Origin of the sequence: Rhodanobacter sp. K2T2, from assembly GCF_013408815.1 — a bacterium.
In the GTDB taxonomy this organism is placed as follows: domain Bacteria; phylum Pseudomonadota; class Gammaproteobacteria; order Xanthomonadales; family Rhodanobacteraceae; genus Rhodanobacter.
Genome location: NZ_JACCCA010000013.1, coordinates 29,757 through 53,391 on the forward strand (window position 1 = coordinate 29,757; position 23,635 = coordinate 53,391).

Here is a 23,635-nt window from a genome sequence, read left to right on the forward strand (position 1 = left end):
GGCGACAGGCCACTGTGAAACGGCAGCTGGCCGGCGCATGATGGCGGCAAACCGGGGGACGGAACGACCATGCAGCCGAAAGAGCCTGCCGAGGTGTCGCCATCACTTGAAACCCAGGCGCAGGAATGGTCCGCGCGGATGCTGCGTGGCGCGCCCGCACTGCTCTCTTACATCGACACGTCGCGGTGCTTTGTCTACGCCAACGAAACCCATCGCACCTGGCTGGGCGTCGACCCCGCACAGCTGATCGGCCGCACCCTGATCGAGGTCGGTGGCCGGCGCAATTATCTGAATATGGGTCCGCCCCTGGAGCGTGCGTTTGCCGGGCAGATGGCCAGCTACGAGGGCGAGGCGTTCGGCGGAAACCAGAGTCGCTATGTGCACGGCAATTTTCAGCCGGACGTCGATGAGAGCGGCGCCGTGCGTGGCGTGTTCACGGCGTTCGTCGACATCACCGAGCGGCGCACGCTGGAGCTCAAGCTGCAAGAGAGCGAGCAGCGCTTCTTCGGCGCGTTTCAGCACGCCGCGATCGGCATGGCCCTGATCCATCCGGACGGCCGCTTCCTGCGCGTCAATACCGCGGTGTGCCAGATGCTCGGCTATCGCGAGGACGAGCTGCTGGCGCTGGACATCACCGCCATCACCCATCCGGACGATCTCGACACCGACGTGGAACTGCTCGGCCAGCTGCTGTCCGGCCAGCGCGACTCCTATCAACTGGAGAAGCGCAACTTCCACAAGGACGGCCACGCAGTGCACCTGCAGCTGAGCGTGTCGGTAGTACGCGACGAGCATCGGCAGCCGCGCTATTTCGTGTCGCAGGCGCAGGACATCAGCCAGCGCAAGGCGTTCGAGGAGGCGCTCCACCGCGAGCGCGAGCTGGCCGAAGTGACGCTGCGCTCGATCGGCGATGCGGTAATCACCACCGATACCGAACTGCGCGTGACCTCGCTCAACCCGATCGCCGAAGCGATGACCGGCTGGACCAGTGCCGAGGCGCAAGGCCGTTCGATCGAGGAAATTTTCCAGCTGTTCGACGCGCAGACCGGCCAGGCCGTGGCCAATCCGCTGCGCGCTGCCATGGAACGCAACATCATCGCCGATCTGGTCGGCAGGATCCTGCTGCGCCACCGACACGGTTTCGACACCCCGGTCGAAGATTCCTCCGCGCCCATCCACGATCATGCCGGCAACGTGATCGGCGGCGTGCTGGTGTTCCACGACGTCAGCGAGAACCGCGCGCTGGCGCTGAAGATGATCCATTTGACCCAGCACGACACGCTCACCGGCCTACCCAATCGCAGCCAGCTGCATGCGCATATCGCGCACGCGCTGGTCACGGCGACGCGGCGCCAGCAGCGCGCCGCGGTGCTGTATCTGGATGTCGATCGCTTCAAGCAGATCAACGAGCTGTATGGCCACGCCGACGGCGATCGCGCGCTGCGCGCGCTCAGCGCCCAACTGCGCAAGGGCCTGCCCAACGGCGAGCTGATCAGCCGCTTCGGCGACGACGAATTCGTGGTGATGCTGCCGCATCTTGGCAGCGCGGGCGAGGTGGCCAGCCGCTGCCAGATTTTGATTGCCTACTGCCAGGAAACCCGCGTGCCGGACATCCCCGAACTGGCGCTGCGCGTGAGCATGGGCATCAGCCTTTTTCCGGACGACGCGACCGAGGCCGAAACCCTGGTGCAGCAGGCGGAAACCGCGATGTATGCGGCCAAGGCGCAGGGCCAGCACGGCTACCGTTTTTTCACCGCGTCGATGAGCGAGCGCACCCAGGCAAGGCGCAAGATCGAAACCGCGCTGCGCCACATGCTGGCGCGACAGGAACTGGCGCTGCACTACCAGCCCAAGGTCGATGCCCAGAGCGGGCGCATCGTCGGTGCCGAAGCGCTGCTGCGGCTGCTGGTCGACGGCCGCCAGCTGTACGCGCCGGACCAGTTCATTCCGGTCGCCGAGGACACCGGCCTGATCATGCCGATCGGCGCCTGGGTACTGCGCGAAGCCTGCCAGCAGGCCAAGCGCTGGCGCGACATCGGGATCGATCTGCCGGTGTCCGTCAACGTCTCGCCGCTGCAGTTTCAGCACGCCGATTTTTACGCCTGGCTGGACGCCGTACTGGACGAAAGCGGGCTGGAGCCCGGTCAGCTCGAGCTCGAGCTGACCGAGCGCATGGTGATGTCCGGCGGCGACGTCACCACCGAACTGCTGCAGCGGATCAAGCAGCGCGGCGTCCGCCTGTCGCTGGACGATTTCGGCACCGGCTATTGCAGCCTGTCCTACCTGAAACATTTTCCGATCGACGCGCTGAAGATCGATCGCACTTTCGTACGCGACATCACCACCGACGCCGACACCGCGACCATCACGCAGGCGATCATCGCGATGGCGCGCAGCCTGCACAAGGACGTGATCGCCGAAGGCGTGGAAACGCTGGAGCAGGGCGACCTGCTGCGCCGCGCCGGCTGTTCGCAGCTGCAGGGCTTTCTTTACGGGGTGCCGATGCCGGCATCGGCGCTGGAAGCGCTGCTGGTTTAGCTTTTGTCAGCGCTGGCTAGCTCGCTTTCATACATAAAGTAATGACAGCGCTGCATGCCGAGGCCGGCATAGGTCGCCTGCGCATTGGCGTTCTCGGTTTCCACATACAGCCGCAGACCGACCGCGCCGGCCGCCGCCGCACGCTGCTCCACGGCCGCGTACAACGCGCGGAATACGCCGCCGCGGCGCGCTTCGGGGGCGACGTAGACGCTCTGAATCCACCAGAAGTCGCCGCAGCGCCAGTCGCTCCATTCGTAGGTGACCATCAGGCTACCGACCGCCACGCCATCGCGTTCGGCGACCAGATAGAAACCGCGCTGAGGTCGTTCGAAGATGCCGGCGATACCGCGTTCGAGCACGGCCGGGTCGAGCCGCTTGTGTTCGGTTTCCCACGCCATCGCCGCATTCCAGGCGAGCAGCGAAGACGTGTCGTCCGGCGTGGCGGCGCGAATCAGCAACGAAGGCACAAGACAACTCCGGCAAGGTGCTAGTTGGACTATCGTAGCGTGCGTGATCTTCACGCGGTGGCGCGTACCTTCCCCGACCGAGTGCCGGGGATGCTTTCATCAGTCATCACTCGCCACGGGGTGGTGAGGGTGCATGAAGGCACAACGCTGGCTGTGTCACTCTGAACCCCCGGAAGGAAAGCTGGAATTGGACATCGTCCGCACACTCGATTTGCTCAAACTGCGCCGACTGCGCGCTTTCCGTCGTCAACGCGCAGCCGCCCGCACCAAGCCCGAGCAGGAGCCGGCGCTACGCTCGGAGCTGTTCAGCGCTGACCAGATGGAACGGCACGGCCAGGTACTCGCCGGCCAACATCGCCTGAGCCCGGACGAAACCAGCAACCTGCTGCTGGCCCGCCTGGATGACAACGAAGCGGTGCTCGCACATACCTGCGAACGTCTCACGGCGGCCACGCGCCACCGCCGGCGCATCACGCCGGCCGGCGAATGGCTGCTCGACAATTTTTATTTGATCGAAGAGCAGATCCGCATCGCCCGGCGGCATTTGCCCAAGGGCTACAGCAAGGAGCTGCCGCGACTGGAGAGCGGCCCCTCGGCCGAACTGCCGCGCGTGTACGACATCGCGCTGGAAATCATTTCGCACGGCGACGGCCGCGTCGATACGGCCAGCCTGTCGCGTTTCGTCAACGCCTATCAGACGGTGACGCCGCTCAAGCTCGGCGAACTGTGGGCCATTCCGATCATGCTGCGGCTGGCGCTGATCGAAAACCTGCGCCGCGTCGCCGCGCGCGTGATCGCCGACTGGCAGTACCGCGGCAAGGCCGCACGCTGGGCCGACAACCTCACCGCCACCGCCGAGAGCGATCCGAAAAGCGTGGTGCTGGTGGTCGCCGACATGGCGCGCTCCAAGCCTCCGATGACCGGCCCATTCGTCGCCGAAATGGCACGCCGCCTGCAAGGTCAGAGCCCCGCGCTGGCGCTGCCGCTGAGTTGGATCGAGCAGCGCCTGTCGGAATCGGGCCAGACCATCGAGCATCTGGTGCAGCTCGAGGCGCAGCAGCAGGCCGCGGATCAGGTGTCGATCGGCAACAGCATCGGCAGCCTGCGTGCGTTGTCGGCGATCGACTGGCGCGACTTCGTCGAACACACCAGCATCGTCGACCAGTTCCTGCGTCAGGACCCGGCCGGAATCTATAGCTCGATGGATTTCACCACGCGCGACGACTATCGCCACGTGATCGAGTCGATCTCGCGCAGGCACAAGTTGAACGAACCGGACGTGGCCGAGGCCGCGCTGACGCTCAGTCGAGAGGGTGCCGGCGCGGACGCCGGCGCGGTCGCGCGACACGTCGGCTTCTATCTGATCGACAAGGGGCGAAACACCCTGGAACAGCGGCTCGGCGTGAAGCTGACCGTGGCCGAGACGCTGCGCCGGGTGCTCGACCGCGCGCCGCTGCCGATCTATCTGGGGCTGCTGGCGCTGCTGACCTTCGCGCTGGCGCGCGCGCTGGTGGTATCCGCCTCGCACAACGACCTGCCGACGTGGGGCCTGATCGCCATCGCGATCCCGTCTGTCATCCTGGCCAGCCAGCTGGCGATGAGCCTGCTCAACTGGATCGCCACGCTGACCGTGGCGCCGCGGCAGCTGCCGCGCATGGACTACTCGGCCGGCATCCCCGAAAGCGCGCGAACCATGGTCGTGGTGCCCAGCCTGTTCGGCAGCGCGCAGGACATCGAGGAACTGGTCGAAGCGCTGGAGGTTCGCTTCCTCGGCAACCGCGATCCGCAGCTGCATTTCGCCCTGCTTACCGACTTTCCCGACGCAGCCAGCGAAACGCTGCCCGGCGACGACGCGCTGCTGCGGCTGGCCCGACGCCGCGTCGAGGCGCTCAACGACAAATACGCCACCGCTGAAATGGACCGGTTTTTCCTGTTCCACCGGCCGCGAAAGTGGAATGCCGCCGAGCAGAGCTGGATGGGGCAGGAACGCAAGCGCGGCAAGCTGGGCGATCTGAATGCGCTGCTTCGTGGCGGCGCGCGCGATCGCTACCTGCTGATCGTCGGCGACATCGATACGCTGCCGCCGGTGCAATACATCATCACGCTGGACACCGACACGCAGCTGCCGCGCGAATCGGCATACGAGTTCGTCGGCGCGATCGACCATCCGCTCAACCGCGCGGTGTACGACCCCGCACTGCGTCGCGTGGTGTCCGGTTACGGCGTGCTGCAACCGCGCGTGGGCATCAGTTTGCCCAGCACGGCGCGCTCGCGCTATGCGCAGCTGTACGCCAGCGACGCGGGTATCGATCCCTATACACAGATGGTCTCGGACGTCTATCAGGACGTGTTCCACGAAGGCTCGTTCATCGGCAAGGGCATCTACGCGATCGATGCATTCGAACTCAGCCTCGAGGGCCGCTTCCCCGACAACGCCATCCTCAGCCACGATCTGGTCGAGGGCTGCCACGCCCGCTCGGGCCTGCTCAGCGACGTGCAGCTGTACGAGGAATACCCGGCGCGCTACAGCGCCGACGTCAAGCGCCGGCATCGCTGGATCCGCGGCGACTGGCAGCTGCTGCCGTGGCTGCTGCCGTGGGCGCCGACCGCGCACGACGGCTGGCGCAAGAATGCGCTGACCGCGCTGTCGCGCTGGAAGATTCTCGACAACCTGCGCCGCAGCCTGGTGCCGGTATCGCTGCTGGCCCTGCTGTTGACCGGCTGGTTGCTGCTGTCGCCGGCGTTTTCCTGGATGCTCGCCGTACTGGCGATGGTGCTAATTCCGCCGGTACTGTCGGCAATGCTCGATCTGGTGCAGAAGCAGGCCGAAGTGCAGATGGATCAGCACCTGCGCGCGGCCATGCATTCCACCGGCCAGCACTTGGCGCGCATGGCGCTGGGCCTGGCGTGGCTGCCGCACGAGGTGCTGTACAGCGTCGATGCGATCCTGCGCACGCTGTGGCGCATGACGGTCAGTCGTCGGCTGCTGCTGCAGTGGCAAACCTCCAGCGATGTCGAGAAGCGCAGCAGCAACGCGCCGGCCGCACTGTGGCGGCTTATGTGGATCGGCCCGGCACTGGCCGTGGTGCTGGCCGCCGTACTGGCCTGGCATCGACCTTCGGCCCTGCTGGTCGCCGCACCGCTGCTCCTGTTGTGGCTGTGTTCGCCATCGATCGCCTGGTGGATCAGCAAGCCGAACCTGCCGCCGGTTTTTTCGCCGACCGCCGCGCAGATGCAGTTTCTACGCACCCTGGCGCGCAAGACCTGGGCGTTTTTCGACACGCATGTGGGCCCGGCCGATCACTGGCTGCCGCCGGACAATGTGCAGATCCAGCCCGCCCCGGCGATCGCGCACCGCACCTCGCCGACGAATATCGGACTGGCCCTGCTGGCCAATCTGGCTGCCTACGATTTCGGCTTTCTCAGCGCCGGCCGCCTGCTCGACCGCACCGTACAGACGCTGGCAACGATGCGCCTGCTGCCGCGCCATCGCGGGCATTTCTACAACTGGTACGACACGCTGACCTTGCAGCCACTGGCGCCGCTGTACATCTCGGCGGTGGACAGCGGCAACCTCGCTGGGCACCTGCTGACCCTGCGCCCGGGCCTGTTGGCGCTGGCCGACGAACCGGTATTCCAGCCGCGCGCGCTGCAGGGGCTGCTCGATACGCTGACCGTGCTGCAGAACGCGCTGCCCGGCGCCAGCGCCCCTTCGCTGAGTCCGCTGCAGCGTCCGTTGGAGGCCGCGCTGGTGTCGCCGCCGGCGACCACCGGCGCGGCCGTGGCACTGCTGCAGACCTTGCTGGATCAAGCGCATGCCCTGGCGCGTTCGCTGCCGGTCGAGCCCGACAGCGACGCCGAGTTCTGGCTCGACGCCCTGTTGCAGCAGTGCAGCGACCTGCTCGATGAAACCAGCCACTTCCATCTCAACCCGCCGCCCGATGACGACGCCAACTTCAAGGGCATTCCGACCTTGCGCCAGCTGTCGCGCATCGAGCCGCTGATCTGGCCCGACGAGGCCGATGCGGAAACCCTGCGCGAACGGGCGCGCGAACGCATCGCCACGCTCGAACAGGTGGCGCTGGAAACCGGCGAACTGGCGCTGATGGATTACCGGTTCCTGTACGACAGCGCGCGCGACCTGCTGGCGATCGGCTACAACGTCGACGAGCGCCGCCTCGACGCCGGGTTCTACGATCTGCTGGCCTCCGAAGCGCGCCTGGCCAGCTTCGTCGCCATCGCGCAGGGCCAGCTGCCGCAGGACAACTGGTTCTCGCTGGGCCGCTTGCTGACCACCAGCGGCGGCCAGCCAGTGCTGCTGTCGTGGACCGGCTCGATGTTCGAATACCTGATGCCGATGCTGGTGATGCCCAGCTACGAAGGCACCCTGCTCGACCAGACCTGCCGCGCCGCGGTGGCGCGCCAGATCGAATACGGCACCCAGCTCAACATTCCGTGGGGCGTTTCCGAATCGGGCTACAACACGCTCGATGCGCACTTCACCTATCAGTACCGCGCCTTCGGCGTGCCCGGCCTGGGCCTGAAACGCGGGCTCGGCGACGACGTGGTGATCGCACCGTATGCCACCGTGATGGCGATGATGGTGGCGCCCACGGCCTCCACCCGCAACATGCAGCGCCTGGTCGATGCGGGCGCGGAAGGGCGGCTGGGTTTCTACGAAGCGATCGATTACACGCCCGCGCGCCTGCCGCTGGGCCAGTCCTCGGCGCTGGTGCAGTCGTACATGGTCCACCACCAGGGCATGAGCCTGCTGGCGCTGGACTATGCGCTGCTGGACAAGCCGATGCAGCGACGTTTCGAATCCGATCCGCAGTTTCAGGCCACCAGCCTGCTGCTGCAGGAGCGCGTACCGAAGACCGCCGCGGAATATCTGCACGCCTCGGGTTTCCCCGAAATGGACGGCCAGTCGCGCGCCGCCGAAGCGCGCCTGCGCGTGTTCACCGAGCCCGATCGCGCCCGCCCCGCCGTGCAGCTGCTGTCCAACGGCCGCTATCACGTGATGGTCAGCAGCGCCGGCGGCGGCTACAGCCGCTGCCGCGATATGGCCCTGACGCGCTGGCGCGAGGACATCACCAGCGACAACTGGGGCATGTTCTGCTACCTGCGCGATGTGGCCAGCGGCGCCTACTGGTCGACCGCGCACCAGCCGACGCTGAAGAAAACCGAGCTGTTCGAAGCGATCTTCTCCGACGCCCGCGCCGAGTTCCGCGTGCGCGAGCGCGAGTTCGACGCGCATACCGAAATCGTGGTGTCGCCCGAAGACGACATCGAACTGCGCCGCACGCGCATTACCAACCGCAGCCGCACGCGCCGCACGATCGAGCTGACCAGCTTTGCCGAAGTAGTGCTGGCGCCGCCGATCGCCGACGCGATGCACCCGGCTTTCAGCAAGCTGTTCGTGCAGACCGAGCTGATGCCCGAGCTGCAGGCGATCGTCTGCACCCGCCGCCCGCGCGCGCACGACGAAGCCGTGCCGTGGATGTGCCACCTGCTGGCCGTGCACAACGGGCATATCGACGAAATCTCCTACGAGACCGACCGCGCGCGGTTTATCGGTCGCGGCCGCAGCGCCGCGGCGCCGCTGGCGATGGGCACGGCAGCTGACCCGCATCCGAAGCTCTCCAACAGCGAGGGCTCGGTGCTCGATCCAATCGTGTCGATTCGCTGCCGCATCACGCTGGAGCCGGAGCAATCGGTCACGGTGGATTTCGTCACCGGCATGGGCGACACCCGCGACGCTTGCGTGCAGCTGATCGGCAAGTACCGCGACCGCCATCTGGCCGACCGCGTGTTCGACCTGGCCTGGACGCACAGCCAGGTGCTGCTGCGCCAGCTCAACGCCTCGCTGGCCGATGCGCAGCTGTACGAGCACATGGCCACCTCGATCATCTATCCCAGCTCCAATATGCGCGCCGAACCGAGCATGATCGCGGCCAACCGCCGCGGCCAGTCGGGCCTGTGGGGGCAGTCGATTTCCGGCGATCTACCCATCGTGCTGCTGCAGATCGCCGACCCGGCGCGGATCGAACTGGTTCGTCAGCTGGTGCAGGCGCACGCGTATTGGCGCCTGAAAGGTCTGGCGGTGGATCTGGTGATCTGGAACGAGGATCGCGCCGGCTACCGGCAGGAGCTGCAGGACCAGATCATGGGCCTGATCGCTTCGGGCAGCGAAGCGAGCCTGCTCGATCGTCCCGGCGGCATCTTCGTGCGCCCGGCGCAGCAGCTGTCCAGCGAGGACCGCATTCTGGTCCAGGCCAGCGCGCGCATTATCCTCGCCGACACCCGCGGCACGCTGGCCGAGCAGGTCAGCCGGCGCTGGGTCGAAACGCACATGCCGCGCTTCGAACCGAGCAAGCCGCGGCACAGCGCGCCGGCCATCGTGCCGGCGCTGCTGGCGCCGCCGGTCACGGACGTTGATCGACACGCCGCGCGCGGCCTGCAGCTGAGCAACCCGTACGGCGGCTTCAGCGCCGACGGCCGCGAGTACGTCATCGTGCTGGGCCCGAATGACGCCACGCCGGCACCGTGGGCGAACGTGCTGGCCAACCCGCATTTCGGCACGGTGATTTCCGAGAGCGGCGGCGCCTACACCTGGGCCGAAAATGCGCACGAGTTCCGCCTGTCGCCCTGGCACAACGACCCGGTCGGCGACACCAGCGGCGAGGCGATCTATCTGCGCGACGAGGAAACCGGCCAGGTCTGGTCGCCGACGCCGCTGCCCGCGCGCGGCACCGGCGAATACGTGACCCGGCACGGCTTCGGCTACAGCGTGTTCGAACACACCGAGGACGGCATTTATTCCGAGCTGTGGGTGTATGTGGCGCTGGATGCGTCGGTGAAATTCTCGCTATTGAAGCTGCGCAACGATTCCGGCCGCGCGCGCCGGATCAGCGCCACCGGCTACGTCGAGTGGATACTGGGCGACTTGCGCGAGAAGACCGTCATGCACGTGGTCACCGAATCGGATCCGGCCAGCGGCGCGCTGTTCGCCCGCAACGCCTATAACACCGAGTTCCCCGGCCGCGTGGCGTTCTTCGACGTCGACGATCCGAGCCGCTCGATCGGCGGCGATCGCAGCGAGTTCCTCGGCCGCAACGGCAGCACGCGCGCGCCGGCCGCGCTCGGCCGCACGCATCTGTCCGGTCGCCTCGGCGCCGGCCTCGATCCCTGCGGTGCGCTGCAGATGACGATCGAGCTGGGCGAGGGTGAAAAGCGTGACGTGGTGTTCCGACTCGGGCTGGGCCGCGACACCGCCGACGCGGGCGCGCTGGTGCAGCGCTTCCGCGGCGCCGTTGCCGCGAGCGAGGCACTGAACAAAGTGCGCGGCCACTGGCAGCGGACGCTGGGCGCGGTGCAGGTGAAAACGCCTGATCCGGCCGTCGATGTGCTGGCCAACGGCTGGCTGCTGTACCAGACCATTGCCTGCCGGTTCTGGGCGCGTAGCGGCTATTACCAGTCCGGCGGCGCGTTTGGTTTCCGCGACCAGCTGCAGGATTCGATGGCGATGATTCACGCCGCGCCGGACAGCGCGCGGCGGCAGATCCTGCTGTGCGCCGCGCACCAGTTCCCGGACGGCGACGTACAGCATTGGTGGCATCCACCGCTCGATCGCGGCGTACGCACGGCCTGCTCCGACGATTATCTGTGGCTGCCTCTTGCCACCGCACGCTATGTGCTGGCCACGGACGATCGGCAGGTGCTCGACGAAACCGTCGGCTATATCGAGGGCCGGGCGCTGCATCCGGGCGAAGAGTCGTATTACGACCTGCCGCAGCACTCGAGCCTGCGCGAAACGCTCTACCGCCACTGCGTGCGGGCGATCGAACATAGTTTGGTGCGCGGCGTGCACGGCCTGCCGCTGATCGGCTGCGGCGACTGGAACGACGGCATGAACCGGGTCGGCGAAGCAGGCCGCGGCGAAAGCATCTGGCTGGGCTGGTTCTCGTGCGAAGTAATGAACCGCTTCGCCCACGTCGCGCGCCTGCACGACGATGAAGCGTTCGCCCTGCGCTGCGAAAGCGAAGTGGCCAAGCTAAAGATCGCGCTGGAGCAGAACGGCTGGGATGGCGCCTGGTACCGCCGCGCCTACTACGACGACGGCACCCCGCTGGGCTCGGCGCCGAACGATGAGTGCCGCATCGACTCGATCGCGCAGAGCTGGTCGGTGATCTCTGGCGTCGCCGATCCGGCGCGCCAGCAGCAGGCGATGAATTCGCTCGATCAGCATCTGGTCAAGCGCGAAGCCCGGCTGGTGCAGCTGCTCGATCCCCCGTTCGACAAATCGCCGCTCGACCCGGGTTACATCAAGGGCTACGTGCCGGGCGTGCGCGAGAACGGCGGTCAGTACACGCATGCGGCGATCTGGGCGACGATGGCGTTCGCCGAGCTGGGAGACAGCGCTCGCGCGTGGGAACTGCTGCGCATGATCAACCCGCTCAGCCACACGCGTGACGCAGCCGAGATTGACGTTTACAAGGTCGAGCCCTATGTGGTCAGCGCGGACGTCTACGCGGTGAAGCCACACGTCGGCCGCGGCGGCTGGAGCTGGTACACCGGTTCGGCCGGCTGGATGTATCGACTGGTGGTGGAATCCCTGCTCGGCCTACACATGGACGCCGGCCATCTGACTTTTGCGCCAGTGCTGCCCGCCGACTGGGAAGGTTTTTCGATGCGCTATCGCTATCGCCAGACCTGGTATCAGATCGAGGTGACGCAAGTTGCTGCGGATGCGCCGCGCACGCTGCGGCTGGACGGCGAGCCGATGGCCGACGGCCGCGTGCTGCTGATCAACGACGGCCAGGAGCATCGGGTGCAACTGCAGCATCCGCGCTCGCACTGAACATGCCTTGAAACCGCTTGGCGGTGACGACAGGAAGCTACGATCCGGCTCCTGTCGTCACCGCCAAGCTGGCGATCTTAGCGAAGACTTCACTCATCGGCGCGCAAGCTACACTGCCGATTCGAAGCGCCGCCGGCATCGAAGCCCCCGACGCGGCAAAATGTTTCCCCCGGTGTCGCCGCGATGGCCGCCGTACAATCCAAGCCACATGGAGAGAGTTACCGCTATGCCGACACCTCGTTCGGATGCCCTGGTCTTTTTCGGCGCCACTGGCGACCTGGCTTACAAGAAAATCTTCCCCGCACTGCAAGCGATGATTCTCAATGACGGGCTGGACTTGCCCATCATCGGCGTCGCCCACTCCGATTGGACCATCAAGGATCTGCGCGCTCGTGCTCGCGATAGCCTGACCAAGGCAGCCAAGGACAAGGGCGCCAAATTCGACAAAGAAGGTTTCGACAAACTCTCGGCGCTGCTGCACTACGTCGACGGCGACTACAACGATCCGGCCACCTTCGACGCGATCAAGAAGGCGCTGGGCAAGGCCAAGCGGCCGCTGCACTATCTGGCGATTCCACCGAGCCTGTTCGCCGTCGTGGCGCAGGGCCTTCAGAAGGTGGGCTGCGCCGAAAACGCCCGGGTGGTGGTGGAGAAACCGTTCGGCCGTGACCTGGCCTCGGCCAAGGCGCTCAACGCCACGCTGCACGAGGTGTTTCCCGAGCAGTCGATCTTTCGCATCGACCACTACCTGGGCAAGGAGCCGGTTCAGAACCTGCTGTATTTCCGCTTCGCCAACACCTTGTTCGAGCCGGTCTGGAACCGCAACTACGTCGAAAGCGTGCAGATCACCATGGCCGAGGACTTCGGCGTACAGGGCCGCGGCGCGTTCTACGACGACATCGGCGCGATCCGCGACGTGGTGCAGAACCACTTGCTGCAGGTGATCGCCATGCTGGCGATGGATGCGCCGGTGGGCAGCGACGCCGACTCGCTGCGCGCCGAAAAGCTGCGCATCTTCCGCGCGATGAAGCCGGTCGATCCGAAAGACGTGGTGCGCGGCCAGTACAAGGGGTATCGCGACGTCGAAGGCGTCAAGCCCGACTCGAATGTGGAAACCTTCGTGGCGCTGCGTCTGCATATCGACAACTGGCGTTGGAACGGCGTGCCGTTCTATATCCGCGCCGGCAAAAACCTGCCGATCACCGCCACCGAGGTGATCGTCGATATGAAGACGCCGCCGCTGTCGCTGTTCGATGAGATCGGCCAGAAAGAGTCCAATTACTTCCGCTTCCGCTTCAATCCCGAGGTGATCATCGCCGAAGGCGCGCGGGTCAAGAAACCGGGCGAAAAGATGCGTGGTGAGCCGGTCGAGCTGGTGGCACGGCACCACCCGCAGCGGGAAAAATTGCCGTACGAGCGCCTGCTCGGCGATGCCATCCGCGGCGACAATTCGCAGTTCACCAGCGATGAAAGCGTGGAAGCAGCCTGGGCCGTGGTCGATAAGGTGCTGACGCACGAGAAGCCGGTCGTGCTGTACAAGCCCGGCAGCTGGGGCCCGACCGAGGCCGCGAAAATATTCCAAGGCGAGGAAGGCTGGCACGACCCGACGCCCGAGGAATCCTTTCCATGCTGAGTGCGGTTGCCAGCAGCGACGCGCCGGCGGAGGTGTTCATCCTGGTCGATGTCGACAACACCTTGTTCGACAACGACCGTTTCGCGATCGAGCTGTCCGCGCACCTGGAAACATCGTTCAACGTGACCGAGCGCGAGCGCTATTGGTCGTTGCACAAAAAGCGTTGGGCCGAGACCGGCATATCGGATTATCTCGGCACCATGCAGGAATTTCGCGTCGGCCTGCAGAACGATCCGGCGCTGCTGCAGATGTCACCGTTCCTGCTCGATTTTCCGTTTGCCGATCTGCTCTATCCGCACGCGCTGGAAGTCGTGGCGTACCTGCGTACGCTGGCGCCCGCCTCGGCATTGTCCGACGGCGACATGGTGTTCCAGCCGCGCAAGGTCGCCCATAGCGGCGTGTTCGACGCCTTCGGCGGCAACGTGCTGATCTACGAGCACAAGCAGCACGAGCTCGACCTGATGCAGCGGCGCTATCCGGCCAAACACTACGTGATGATCGACGACAAGCCGAACATCCTCGCCGACATGAAGAACGTGCTCGGCGATCGACTCACCACGGTGTTCGTGCGCCAGGGCCAATACGCGGCCAACGCCTCGGCCGAGCTGCGCAACGCACCGGACATCAAGATCGATCGCATCGGCGATCTGCTCGGGTACACGCTGGCGGACTTTGCGCTCACGTCATCCGCCCGTCATAGCGCCGTGCATTAGTCACTAGCGCCCCGCTATTTCGTCCCCATCTTCAAAAACACGACCTATCCGCAACACCGCCATCTTCCATACGTAGTCAGGAGCCACCATGAAAGCGACCCAGCAACTGCATGATCTCGGCCAGAGCCTCTGGCTCGACAACATCACCCGTACCCTGCTCGACGACGGCACGCTGGCGCGCTATATCGCGGAGGATTCGGTCACCGGCCTCACCTCCAACCCCAGCATCTTCGACGCAGCCATCGGCGGCGGCGACGCCTACGATGCCGGCATTCGCGAAAAGGCCAAGGCCGGCCTGTCCGGCGAGAAGCTGTTCAACGAGCTGGCGCTGGAAGACCTACGCCGCGCCGCCGACCTGTTCGCGCCGATCTTCAAGTCCACCCACAAGGTGGACGGCTGGGTCTCGATGGAAGTGTCGCCACTGCTGTCGGCGGATACCGACGGCACCATCGCGGCAGCCAAGGAAATTCACTCGCTGGCGCAGCGCGAGAACCTGTTCGTGAAGATTCCCGGCACGCCTGAGGGTATTCCGGCGATCGAGGAAGCGATCTTCCTCGGCATTCCGATCAACGTGACCCTGCTGTTTTCGCGCGAGCACTACCTGGCCTCGGCCGAGGCGTATCTCCGCGGCCTGGAGCGTCGTCATGCGGCCGGTCAGCATCTGGACGTCGGCTCGGTGGCGTCGGTATTCGTCAGCCGCTGGGATGTCGCCAGCAACAAGCAGCTGCCCGACGAACTGCACAACAAGCTCGGCATCGCCGTGTGCCAGCAGACCTACTGCGCCTATCGCGAACTGCTGGAATCGCCGCGCTGGAAGAAGCTCGCCGCCGCCGGCGCCAAACCGCAGCGCCTGCTGCTGGCCAGCACCGGCACCAAGGATCCGGCTGCCTCCGACACGTTGTACGTCAGCGCGCTGGCCGCACCGGACACCATCGACACGATGCCGGAAAAAACCCTGCTGGCCTTTGCCGAACACGGCCAGCTGCACGGCGTGATGCCGACCGACGGCAAGGAGGCGGAAGAAACGCTGGCGAAGATCATCAAGGCCGGCGTCGATATCGATGCGCTGGCGGCCCAGTTGCAGACCGAAGGCGCGGCGTCGTTCGTCAAGTCGTGGGGAGAACTGCTCAAGCGCATCGTCGACAAGACCGGCAAGCTCGAGGACGACTCGAAAGGATCGGCCCAGAAATGAGCTCACCCCTGGTTTCCCGGCCGCAGTGGCAGGCGCTGCAGAAGCACTTTGCGCAGATCGGCGACAAGCATCTGCGCGAGCTGTTCGCTGCCGATGCCAATCGCGGCACCACGCTGACCGCCGAAGCGGTCGGCCTGTACCTCGACTACTCCAAGCAGCGCGTCAACGCCGACACCCTGCGCCTGCTGCGCGAGCTGGCCGAAGCGTGCGACCTGCCCAAGCGCATCGAGGCGATGTTCCGCGGCGACAAGATCAACATCACCGAAAAGCGCGCGGTCGAGCACGTAGCACTGCGCGCACCGGTCGGCGAGAAGATCCTGGTCGACGGCAAGGACGTCGTGCCCGACGTGCACGCGGTGCTCGACCGCATGACCACCTTCGCCGAAAAGGTACGCAGCGGCGCGTGGCTGGGCCACAGCGGCAAGCGCATTCGCAACGTCATCAGTATCGGCATCGGCGGTTCGGATCTCGGCCCGGTGATGGCCTACGAGGCGCTGCGCGATTACAGCCAGCGCGACATCAGCTTCCGCTTCGTCTCCAACGTCGACGGCACCGATTTCGCCGAAGCCACGCGCGATCTGGACGCGGCCGAAACGCTGTTCATCGTCTGCTCGAAAACCTTCACCACGCTGGAAACGCTGACCAATGCGCACGCCGCCCGCGCCTGGGCGCTGAAAGCGCTCGGCGTCAGCGGCGCCGACGAGGGCGCGGCCGTCGCCAAGCATTTCGTCGCCGTGTCCACCAACGCCGAAGAAGTGACCAAGTTCGGCATCGACACCGCCAACATGTTTGGCTTCTGGGACTGGGTCGGCGGACGCTACTCGATGGATTCGGCGATCGGCCTGTCGACCATGATCGCCATCGGCCCGGATCATTTCCGCGAAATGCTGGCCGGCTTTCACGCGATGGACGAGCACTTCCGGCATGCGCCGCTGGAAAAGAACCTGCCCGCGCTGATGGGCCTGCTGGCGATCTGGAACAACAACTTCCTCGATGCCGCCACCGTGGCGGTGCTGCCGTACGAGCAGTATCTGAAGCGCTTTCCGGCCTACCTGCAGCAGCTGACGATGGAGAGCAACGGCAAGCACGTCACGCTCGACGGCAGCACGGTCGATTACGCCACCGGCCCGATCTACTGGGGCGAGCCGGGCACCAACGGCCAGCATTCGTTCTACCAGCTGATCCACCAGGGCACGCGCATCGTGCCGTGCGATTTCATCGGCTTCGGCCAGACCCTGAATCCGCTGTCCGTGCACGACGGCAGCGATCATCCGGCCGGCGATCAACACGACCTGCTGATGGCCAACCTGATCGCTCAGGGTGAAGCCCTGGCCTTCGGCAAGACCGCCGACGAAGTGCTGACCGAAGGTACGGCCGAGGCACTGGTGCCGCACCGCACGTTCGAGGGCAATCGGCCGAGCAACACGATTCTCGCATCGCGCCTCACGCCGCACATCCTCGGCACGCTGATCGCACTGTACGAGCACAGCGTGTTCGTGCAGGGCACGATCTGGAATATCGATTCGTTCGACCAGTGGGGCGTGGAGCTGGGCAAGCAGCTGGCCAAAACCACCATCGCCGAACTGACCGCGAAAGACGAACCCGAGCTCAAGCACGACAGCTCGACCAACGCGTTGATCCACCGCTATCGCCAGCTGCGCGATGGCCGCCTGAAAGACGCACGCACACCACCGGCGGCACCGAAATGAGCCAGAAGATCAGCCCGCTCGCCGGCAAGCCGGCACCGCAGTCGATCCTGATCGACATCGCCAAGCTCCTCGCCGCGTATGCCGATCTGAAGCCCGATCCGGCCGAGGCGTCGCAGCGCGTGGCGTTCGGTACCTCCGGCCATCGCGGCAGTTCGTTTACGCGCAGCTTCAACGAATGGCACATCCTGGCGATCAGTCAGGCGATCTGCGAATACCGCAAGAGCAAAGGCATCGACGGTCCGCTGTTCATCGGCTTCGATACGCATGCGCTGTCGCAGCCCGCGTTCGAGAGCGCGCTGGAAGTGCTGGCGGCGAACGGCGTCGAAACCATGATCTCGGCCAAGGGCGAGTTCACGCCCACGCCGACGATTTCGCACGCCATACTCACCTACAACAAGGGCCGCAAGACGGGATTAGCCGACGGCATCGTAATTACGCCGTCGCACAACCCGCCGGACAACGGCGGCTTCAAGTACAACCCGCCCAACGGCGGCCCGGCCGATACCGACATCACCAACTGGGTGCAGGACCGCGCCAACAAGCTGATCGAAGGCGGCCTGAAAGAGGTCAAGCGCATGCCGTTCGCGCAGGCGAGCAAGGCCTCGACCACGCACACGCACGATTACCTCGACGCGTATGTGGCCGACCTCGGCAATATGATCGACTTCGACATCATCCGCAGCGCCGGCGTGCACATGGGCGTCGATCCGCTGGGCGGCGCGGGCGTGCATTTCTGGGCACCGATCGCCGAACGCTACAAGCTCGACCTCACCGTGGTCAGCGATACGGTCGATCCGCAGTTCGCCTTTATGACGGTGGACTGGGACGGCCAGATCCGCATGGACCCGTCGTCGAAATACGCGATGCAGCGGCTGATCGTGCTGAAGGACAAGTACGACGTCGCGTTCGCCTGCGATACCGACCACGATCGCCACGGCATCGTGACGCGCAGCAACGGGCTGATGGAGCCGAATCATTACCTGTCGGTGCTGATCGATTACCTGTTCCAGAACCGCCCGCACTGGAGCGACAAGGCAGCCATCGGCAAGACCGTGGTCAGCACCGCGATGATCGATCGCGTGGCCAAGCGCCTGGGCCGCAAGCTGTATGAAGTGCCGGTCGGCTTCAAGTGGTTTTCCGAAGGCCTGTTCGACGGCTCGCTCGGTTTCGGCGGCGAAGAAAGCGCCGGCGCCTCGCTGCTGCGCCGCGACGGTTCGGTGTGGACCACCGACAAGGACGGCCTGGTGCCGGCGCTGCTGTCGGCCGAGATCACCGCACGTCACGGCAAGGACCCGGGCGAAATCTACGCGCAGATGACCAAGGATCTCGGCGAACCGTTCGCCGACCGCGTCGAGGCCGCCGCCACACCGGCGCAGAAGGCCAAGCTGGCCAAGCTGTCGCCGGATCAGCTGCACAGCGATCAGCTGGCCGGCGAGAAGATCACCCAAGTGCTCGACAAGGCCCCTGGCAACGGCGCCGCGATCGGCGGCATCAAGGCCATCGCGCCTAGCGGCTGGTTCGCCGCGCGGCCGTCCGGCACCGAGGCGATCTACAAGATCTACGCCGAGAGCTTCAAGAGTCAGGATCATCTGAAAGCGATCCTGGAAGAAGCGCAGAAAATCGTCGACGCCTCGCTCGGTGGTGCATGATGGAGCGCGCCTCTTGAGCACGCAGACGCGCACCACAGCGGTGCGCGTCTGATAAACATCCAGGGCACGCGTACCGTATCCCGCGGGTGATTCCGTTGAAAGGCTGACCCTTTGTCCCGTTCCCGAAAGCACTCCGAACGCCACGTCACAGCCCGCATCAACTGGCTGCGGGCCGCGGTACTGGGCGCTAATGACGGCATCGTTTCCACCGCCAGTCTGGTGCTGGGCGTCGCTGCAGCGCACGCCAGCCACGCCAGCATTCTGGTCGCCGGTACGGCAGGCCTTGTCGCCGGCGCGATGTCCATGGCCGCAGGAGAGTACGTGTCGGTGCACTCCCAGGCCGATATCGAAAATGCCGAGCTGGCCAAGGAGCAGCTCGAGCTGCACACCGACAGCGAAGGCGAGCACAAAGAGTTGGCTGCGATCTACGTCGGCCGTGGGCTCGATCCGGCGCTGGCTGCGCAGGTGGCTGTGCAGCTGATGGCGCACGACGCGCTGGATGCGCACGCGCGCGACGAGCTTGGCATCACCGACACGCAGCGGGCGCGACCGCTGCAGGCCGCCATAGCCTCGGCGCTGAGTTTTTCGATCGGCGCCGCGCTGCCGCTGCTGGTGGCCGCTGTGACGCCGGAACCGATTCTGATCCCAAGCATCTTTCTTAGCGCGCTGCTGTTTCTTGTGCTGCTGGGCGCGCTCGCTGCGCGCGTGGGCGGCGCCCGTGTCTTGGCAGGTGCTTTGCGCATCGGTTTCTGGGGCGCGCTGGCCATGGCCATGACCGCCGGCATTGGCGCGCTGATCGGACATGCGGCCTGACTGTTTTGACGCGTGTGCGCACCGGCGTGCGCAGCCTGTCTGAAAACTTGACGGTAGCTTTACCCGGCAACCGTCATGCTAAGTGTTCTAGATATGCATCCCCGCAGTGAATACCTGCCTCCCCAAGGACTCCCCATGACTGTCTCCTCGCTCGATCAGCAATGCATCGATACGCTCCGTTTTCTTTCGGTCGATATGGTGCAGAAAGCCAACAGCGGCCACCCTGGGCTGCCCCTCGGCGCCGCGCCCATGGCCTATGTGCTCTGGACGAAGCATCTCAAGCATTATCCGAGCAACCCCGAGTGGGTGGATCGCGATCGCTTCGTGCTGTCGGCCGGCCACGGTTCGGCGCTGCTGTACAGCCTGCTGCACGTGACCGGTTATGACCTGTCGCTGGACGACATCAAACAGTTTCGCCAGTGGGGCAGCAAGGCGCCGGGGCATCCCGAGCGCGGCCACACCGCCGGCGTCGAAGTCACCACCGGCCCGCTCGGTCAGGGCATCGCCAACGCGGTCGGCATGGCCATCGGCGAAGCGCACCTCGCGGCGCGCTACAACCGCGATGACCACACTGTTATCGATCACCGCACCTGGGCGTTGGTGGGCGACGGCGACCTGATGGAGGGCGTGGCTTCCGAGGCCGCCTCGCTGGCCGGCCATCTCAAGCTGGGCAAGCTGATCTGCCTGTACGACGACAACTACGTCAGCCTAGCGGCCGGCACGGACATCTCATTTACCGAAGATCGCGCCAAGCGCTTCGAAGCCTATGGCTGGCAGACCATCATGGTGCCCGATGGCAACGATATCGCCGCCATTGATGCCGCCATCGAAAAGGCCAAGGCGGACACCACACGCCCGTCGCTTATTCTGGTGCGCACGCAGATCGGCTTCGGCTCGCCCAAGCAGGGATCGTTCAAGGCGCACGGCTCGCCGCTGGGCGTCGAAGAGGTCAAGGAAACCAAGCAGAAGCTGGGCTGGCCGGTCGAGCCCGATTTCCTGATACCGCAGCCCGCGCTGGAGCACTTCCGCGAAGCGCAGCAGCGCGGCGAGGAGCAGAAGAGCGAGTGGAATGGCCGTATGGACGCCTATTCGAAAGCCTTCCCCGAGCTGGCGACCGAACTGCGCGATCGCCTGGACGGCAAACTCCCCGCCGGTTGGGATGCCGACATTCCGACATTCCCGGCGGACGCCAAGGGCATCGCGACGCGCGCGGCCGGCGGCAAGATCATGAATGCGTTTGCGGAGAAGCTGCCGGCGCTGTTCGGCGGCTCGGCCGATCTGGATTCGTCGACCAATACCAACCTCAAAGGCTTCGGCGATTTCAATTCGGCCGCCACCGCCGGCGAAGACACCCAGGGCTCGGACAGCGCCGGCTGGAGCCATGCCGGACGCAACCTGCACTTCGGCGTGCGCGAGCATGCGATGGGCGCGGTGGTCAACGGGCTGGCCGCGCACGGCGGGTTTATTCCGTACGGCTCGACCTTTCTGATTTTCTCCGATTACATGCGTCCGACGATCCGCTTGGCCGCGCTGTCCAAGCTGCACGTGGTGCACGTGTTCACCCACGACAGCATCGCGGTCGGCGAAGACGGTCCGACCCACCAGCCGGTCGAACAGATCGCCAGCCTGCGGGCGATTCCGCATGTCACGGTGATCCGTCCGGCCGATGCGAACGAAACGGCGGTCGCGTGGAAGGTCGCCGTGGAAACACGCGAGCGTCCGGTGCTGCTGGCGCTGACCCGGCAGGAGCTGCCGGTGCTGGATCGCACCAAGTTCGCCGGCGCCGATGGCCTGCGCAAGGGCGCCTATGTGCTCAGCGATGCGAAAGAGGGCAAGCCTGAGCTCGTGCTGATCGCCACCGGTTCGGAAGTCGGCCTGATCGTGGAGGCCGCCGAGAAGCTGCAGGCCGACGGCGTAGCCGTTCGCTGCGTGTCGATGCCGAGCTGGGATCTATTCGAAGCCCAGCCGCAGAGCTATCGCGATGAAATTTTGCCGCCGGACGTCACTGCCAAGCTCGCGGTGGAAATGGGCGTATCGATGGGCTGGGATCGCTACGTCGGCCCGCACGGCGCCGTGCTGGGCGTAGATCGCTACGGCGCCTCGGCCCCGGCCAAGGTACTGTTGCCCGAGTACGGCTTTACCGTCGACAACGTGATCGCGCATGCCAAGGCGCTGCTGAAGAAAGCGTAAAATGCCGATAGACGAAGCGGGAGCCCGGCCCACCGCCGGGCTCCCGCTCTGGTCGATGTACACGCCCAGCGTCAGTTACGCGACTGCATCTTCGACAGCAGCCGCAGCAGCTCCAGATAAAGCCAGACCAGGGTAACCACCAGCGCGAACGCGCCGTACCACTCCATGTATTTCGGCGCGCCGCCGTTGACCCCGGTTTCGATCATGTCGAAATCCAGAATCAGGTTCAGTGCGGCAATCACCACCACCACGCCGCTGAACACGATGCCGACGGTGCTGTGGCCGTTGATGAAGCCGATCGGATGGCCGAAGAAGCTCATCGCCATATTGGCCAGATAAAGCAGCATGACGCCGCCGGTGGCGGCCACGATGCCGAGCTTGAATTTTTCCGTGGCGCGAATGAGCCCGCTGCGATAGGCCAGCAGCAGCGCCGCCATGGTGCCGAAGGTAAGCCCGACCGCCTGCACCACGATGCCTGGATAACGCATCTCGAAAATCGCCGACAGCGCGCCGATGAACACGCCTTCCACCAGCGCGTACAGCGGTGCGGTGACCGGTGCCCAGGTTTTCTTGAACGAGGTGACCAGGCCAAGCACCAGGCCGCCGATCGCGCCACCCAACGCCAGCGGCCACATCGCCGGAATGCTGGCAGGTCCGCTGAAGTGGCTCCAGCTGAACATGGCGCCGATCAGTACCAGGATCAGCAGCAGGCCGGTCTTGTTGACCGTGCCGTTGAGCGTCATCGCCTCGCCGTTGCGCGATACGACCAAGCCGCTGGCCGCGTCGAGGAAGGTATTCTTATTCAGTGCCGGGTTGCCGCTTTGCATGAAGTGCTCCGATGAGTTCGTCGCCATCGTATCTGGCCCGCCGCAGCCGCGCACGCTGACCGCATTGCGCGCATAGCTGCATAACTACGCGACAATGAGACCTTGCCGAACGTCGCGGAGTTCCGATGAGCCCTTCCATCCTGCGTATCGCCACCCGCAAGAGCCCGCTCGCACTGTGGCAGGCAGAGCACGTGGCGGCCGCCCTGAGCGCGGCGCATCCGGCGCTATCGGTGCAGCTGGTGCCGATGTCCACGCGCGGCGATGAGATCCTCGACCGGCCGCTGGCCGAGGTCGGTGGCAAGGGCCTGTTTCTGAAGGAGCTCGAGGTCGCGATGATGGAAGGTCGCGCCGATCTGGCCGTGCATTCGCTCAAGGACGTACCCGTGACGCTGGAACCCGGCTTTACGCTGCCGGCGATCCTGCCGCGCGCCGATGCAGCCGATGCGTTTGTCAGCAACGAATACGCCAACCTCGCCGCGCTGCCGCAGGGCGCGCGGGTGGGCACCTCGTCGCTGCGACGGCAGGCGCTGCTGCGCGCGCTGCGGCCGGATCTACAGCTGCTCGATTTGCGCGGCAACGTTGGCACACGACTGACCAAGCTCGATGCCGGCGGCTACGACGCGATCGTGCTGGCCTGCGCGGGGCTGGAGCGGCTGGGCTTCGCCGCGCGCATCCGCTCGCGTCTCACCCCGCCGGACTGGCTGCCGGCGCCTGGCCAGGCCGCCATTGCGATCGAGGCCTGCTCGGATCATTCGGCCGCACTGACCCTGCTGGCCGCGCTCGACGATGCCGATACGCGCCTGACCGTCGACGCCGAGCGGGCGATGAACCAGGCGCTCGGTGGCAGCTGCACCGTACCGGTTGCCGCGTGGTGCGTATTGGGCGAGCGCGGCCTGCATCTGCGCGGCATGGTCGGCGATGCAGCATCCGGTCGGCTCCTGCATGCCGAAGCGATGAGGGCCGATGACGACGCGGTAGCGCTGGGGCGGGAGGTGGCCGCCGCATTGATCGACCAGGGCGCGGGCGAAATACTGGGCCTCTGAC

General features: G+C 65.6%; 12 protein-coding genes. 10 read left to right on the forward strand and 2 right to left on the reverse strand.

Annotated elements, in window-relative coordinates:
• The first annotated feature begins 69 nt into the window (after positions 1 to 69).
• Positions 70 to 2,538: an EAL domain-containing protein gene (locus HDE78_RS17920; protein ID WP_179482027.1), complete on the forward strand. Its 2,469-nt coding sequence runs from the start codon at positions 70 to 72 to the stop codon at positions 2,536 to 2,538.
• On the opposite strand, the gene HDE78_RS17925 is transcribed toward HDE78_RS17920, so the two are convergent.
• Positions 2,535 to 2,996: a GNAT family N-acetyltransferase gene (locus HDE78_RS17925; RefSeq protein WP_179482146.1), complete on the reverse strand. Its 462-nt coding sequence runs from the start codon at positions 2,994 to 2,996 to the stop codon at positions 2,535 to 2,537. The two genes, HDE78_RS17920 and HDE78_RS17925, sit on opposite strands and share 4 nt — an antisense overlap.
• Positions 2,997 to 3,192: 196 nt before the next feature.
• On the opposite strand from HDE78_RS17925, the gene HDE78_RS17930 reads away from it, so the two are divergent.
• The 8 genes from HDE78_RS17930 (at position 3,193) to tkt (ending at position 21,764) form a co-directional block, all read left to right on the forward strand.
• A complete protein-coding gene (locus HDE78_RS17930) occupies positions 3,193 to 11,865 on the forward strand; it encodes a glucoamylase family protein (protein ID WP_218862517.1) in 8,673 nt (2,890 codons plus the stop codon).
• A 226-nt stretch (positions 11,866 to 12,091) separates the two neighbouring features.
• Positions 12,092 to 13,498: a glucose-6-phosphate dehydrogenase gene (gene zwf / locus HDE78_RS17935; RefSeq protein WP_179482031.1), complete on the forward strand. Its 1,407-nt coding sequence runs from the start codon at positions 12,092 to 12,094 to the stop codon at positions 13,496 to 13,498.
• Positions 13,492 to 14,211: an HAD family hydrolase gene (locus tag HDE78_RS17940; protein WP_179482033.1), complete on the forward strand. Its 720-nt coding sequence runs from the start codon at positions 13,492 to 13,494 to the stop codon at positions 14,209 to 14,211. The genes zwf and HDE78_RS17940 overlap by 7 nt, the downstream gene beginning before the upstream one ends.
• Positions 14,212 to 14,299: 88 nt before the next feature.
• Positions 14,300 to 15,403, forward strand: coding sequence for a transaldolase (gene tal, locus HDE78_RS17945; RefSeq protein WP_179482035.1), 1,104 nt, complete (start codon positions 14,300 to 14,302; stop codon positions 15,401 to 15,403).
• Positions 15,400 to 17,112, forward strand: coding sequence for a glucose-6-phosphate isomerase (gene pgi / locus HDE78_RS17950; protein ID WP_179482037.1), 1,713 nt, complete (start codon positions 15,400 to 15,402; stop codon positions 17,110 to 17,112). Before tal ends, pgi begins: the two co-directional genes overlap by 4 nt.
• A complete protein-coding gene (pgm, locus tag HDE78_RS17955) occupies positions 17,109 to 18,761 on the forward strand; it encodes a phosphoglucomutase (alpha-D-glucose-1,6-bisphosphate-dependent) (protein ID WP_179482039.1) in 1,653 nt (550 codons plus the stop codon). Before pgi ends, pgm begins: the two co-directional genes overlap by 4 nt.
• A gap of 111 nt (positions 18,762 to 18,872) precedes the next feature.
• Positions 18,873 to 19,574 (forward strand): VIT family protein, encoded by a 702-nt coding sequence (locus HDE78_RS17960; protein WP_218862519.1) that lies wholly within the window; start codon positions 18,873 to 18,875, stop codon positions 19,572 to 19,574.
• 135 nt (positions 19,575 to 19,709) lie between these two features.
• The gene (tkt, locus tag HDE78_RS17965; RefSeq protein WP_179482041.1) at positions 19,710 to 21,764 is read left to right on the forward strand and encodes a transketolase; all 2,055 of its coding nucleotides are present in this window, start codon (positions 19,710 to 19,712) and stop codon (positions 21,762 to 21,764) included.
• 71 nt (positions 21,765 to 21,835) lie between these two features.
• On the opposite strand, the gene HDE78_RS17970 is transcribed toward tkt, so the two are convergent.
• Complete coding sequence (locus HDE78_RS17970; RefSeq protein WP_179482043.1) at positions 21,836 to 22,591, reverse strand: Bax inhibitor-1/YccA family protein; 756 nt, start codon at positions 22,589 to 22,591, stop codon at positions 21,836 to 21,838.
• 125 nt (positions 22,592 to 22,716) lie between these two features.
• Between HDE78_RS17970 and hemC the strand changes: the two genes are divergently transcribed.
• Positions 22,717 to 23,634, forward strand: a complete 918-nt coding sequence (gene hemC, locus HDE78_RS17975; protein WP_179482045.1) for a hydroxymethylbilane synthase — start codon at positions 22,717 to 22,719, stop codon at positions 23,632 to 23,634.
• Position 23,635: the final 1 nt, after the last annotated feature.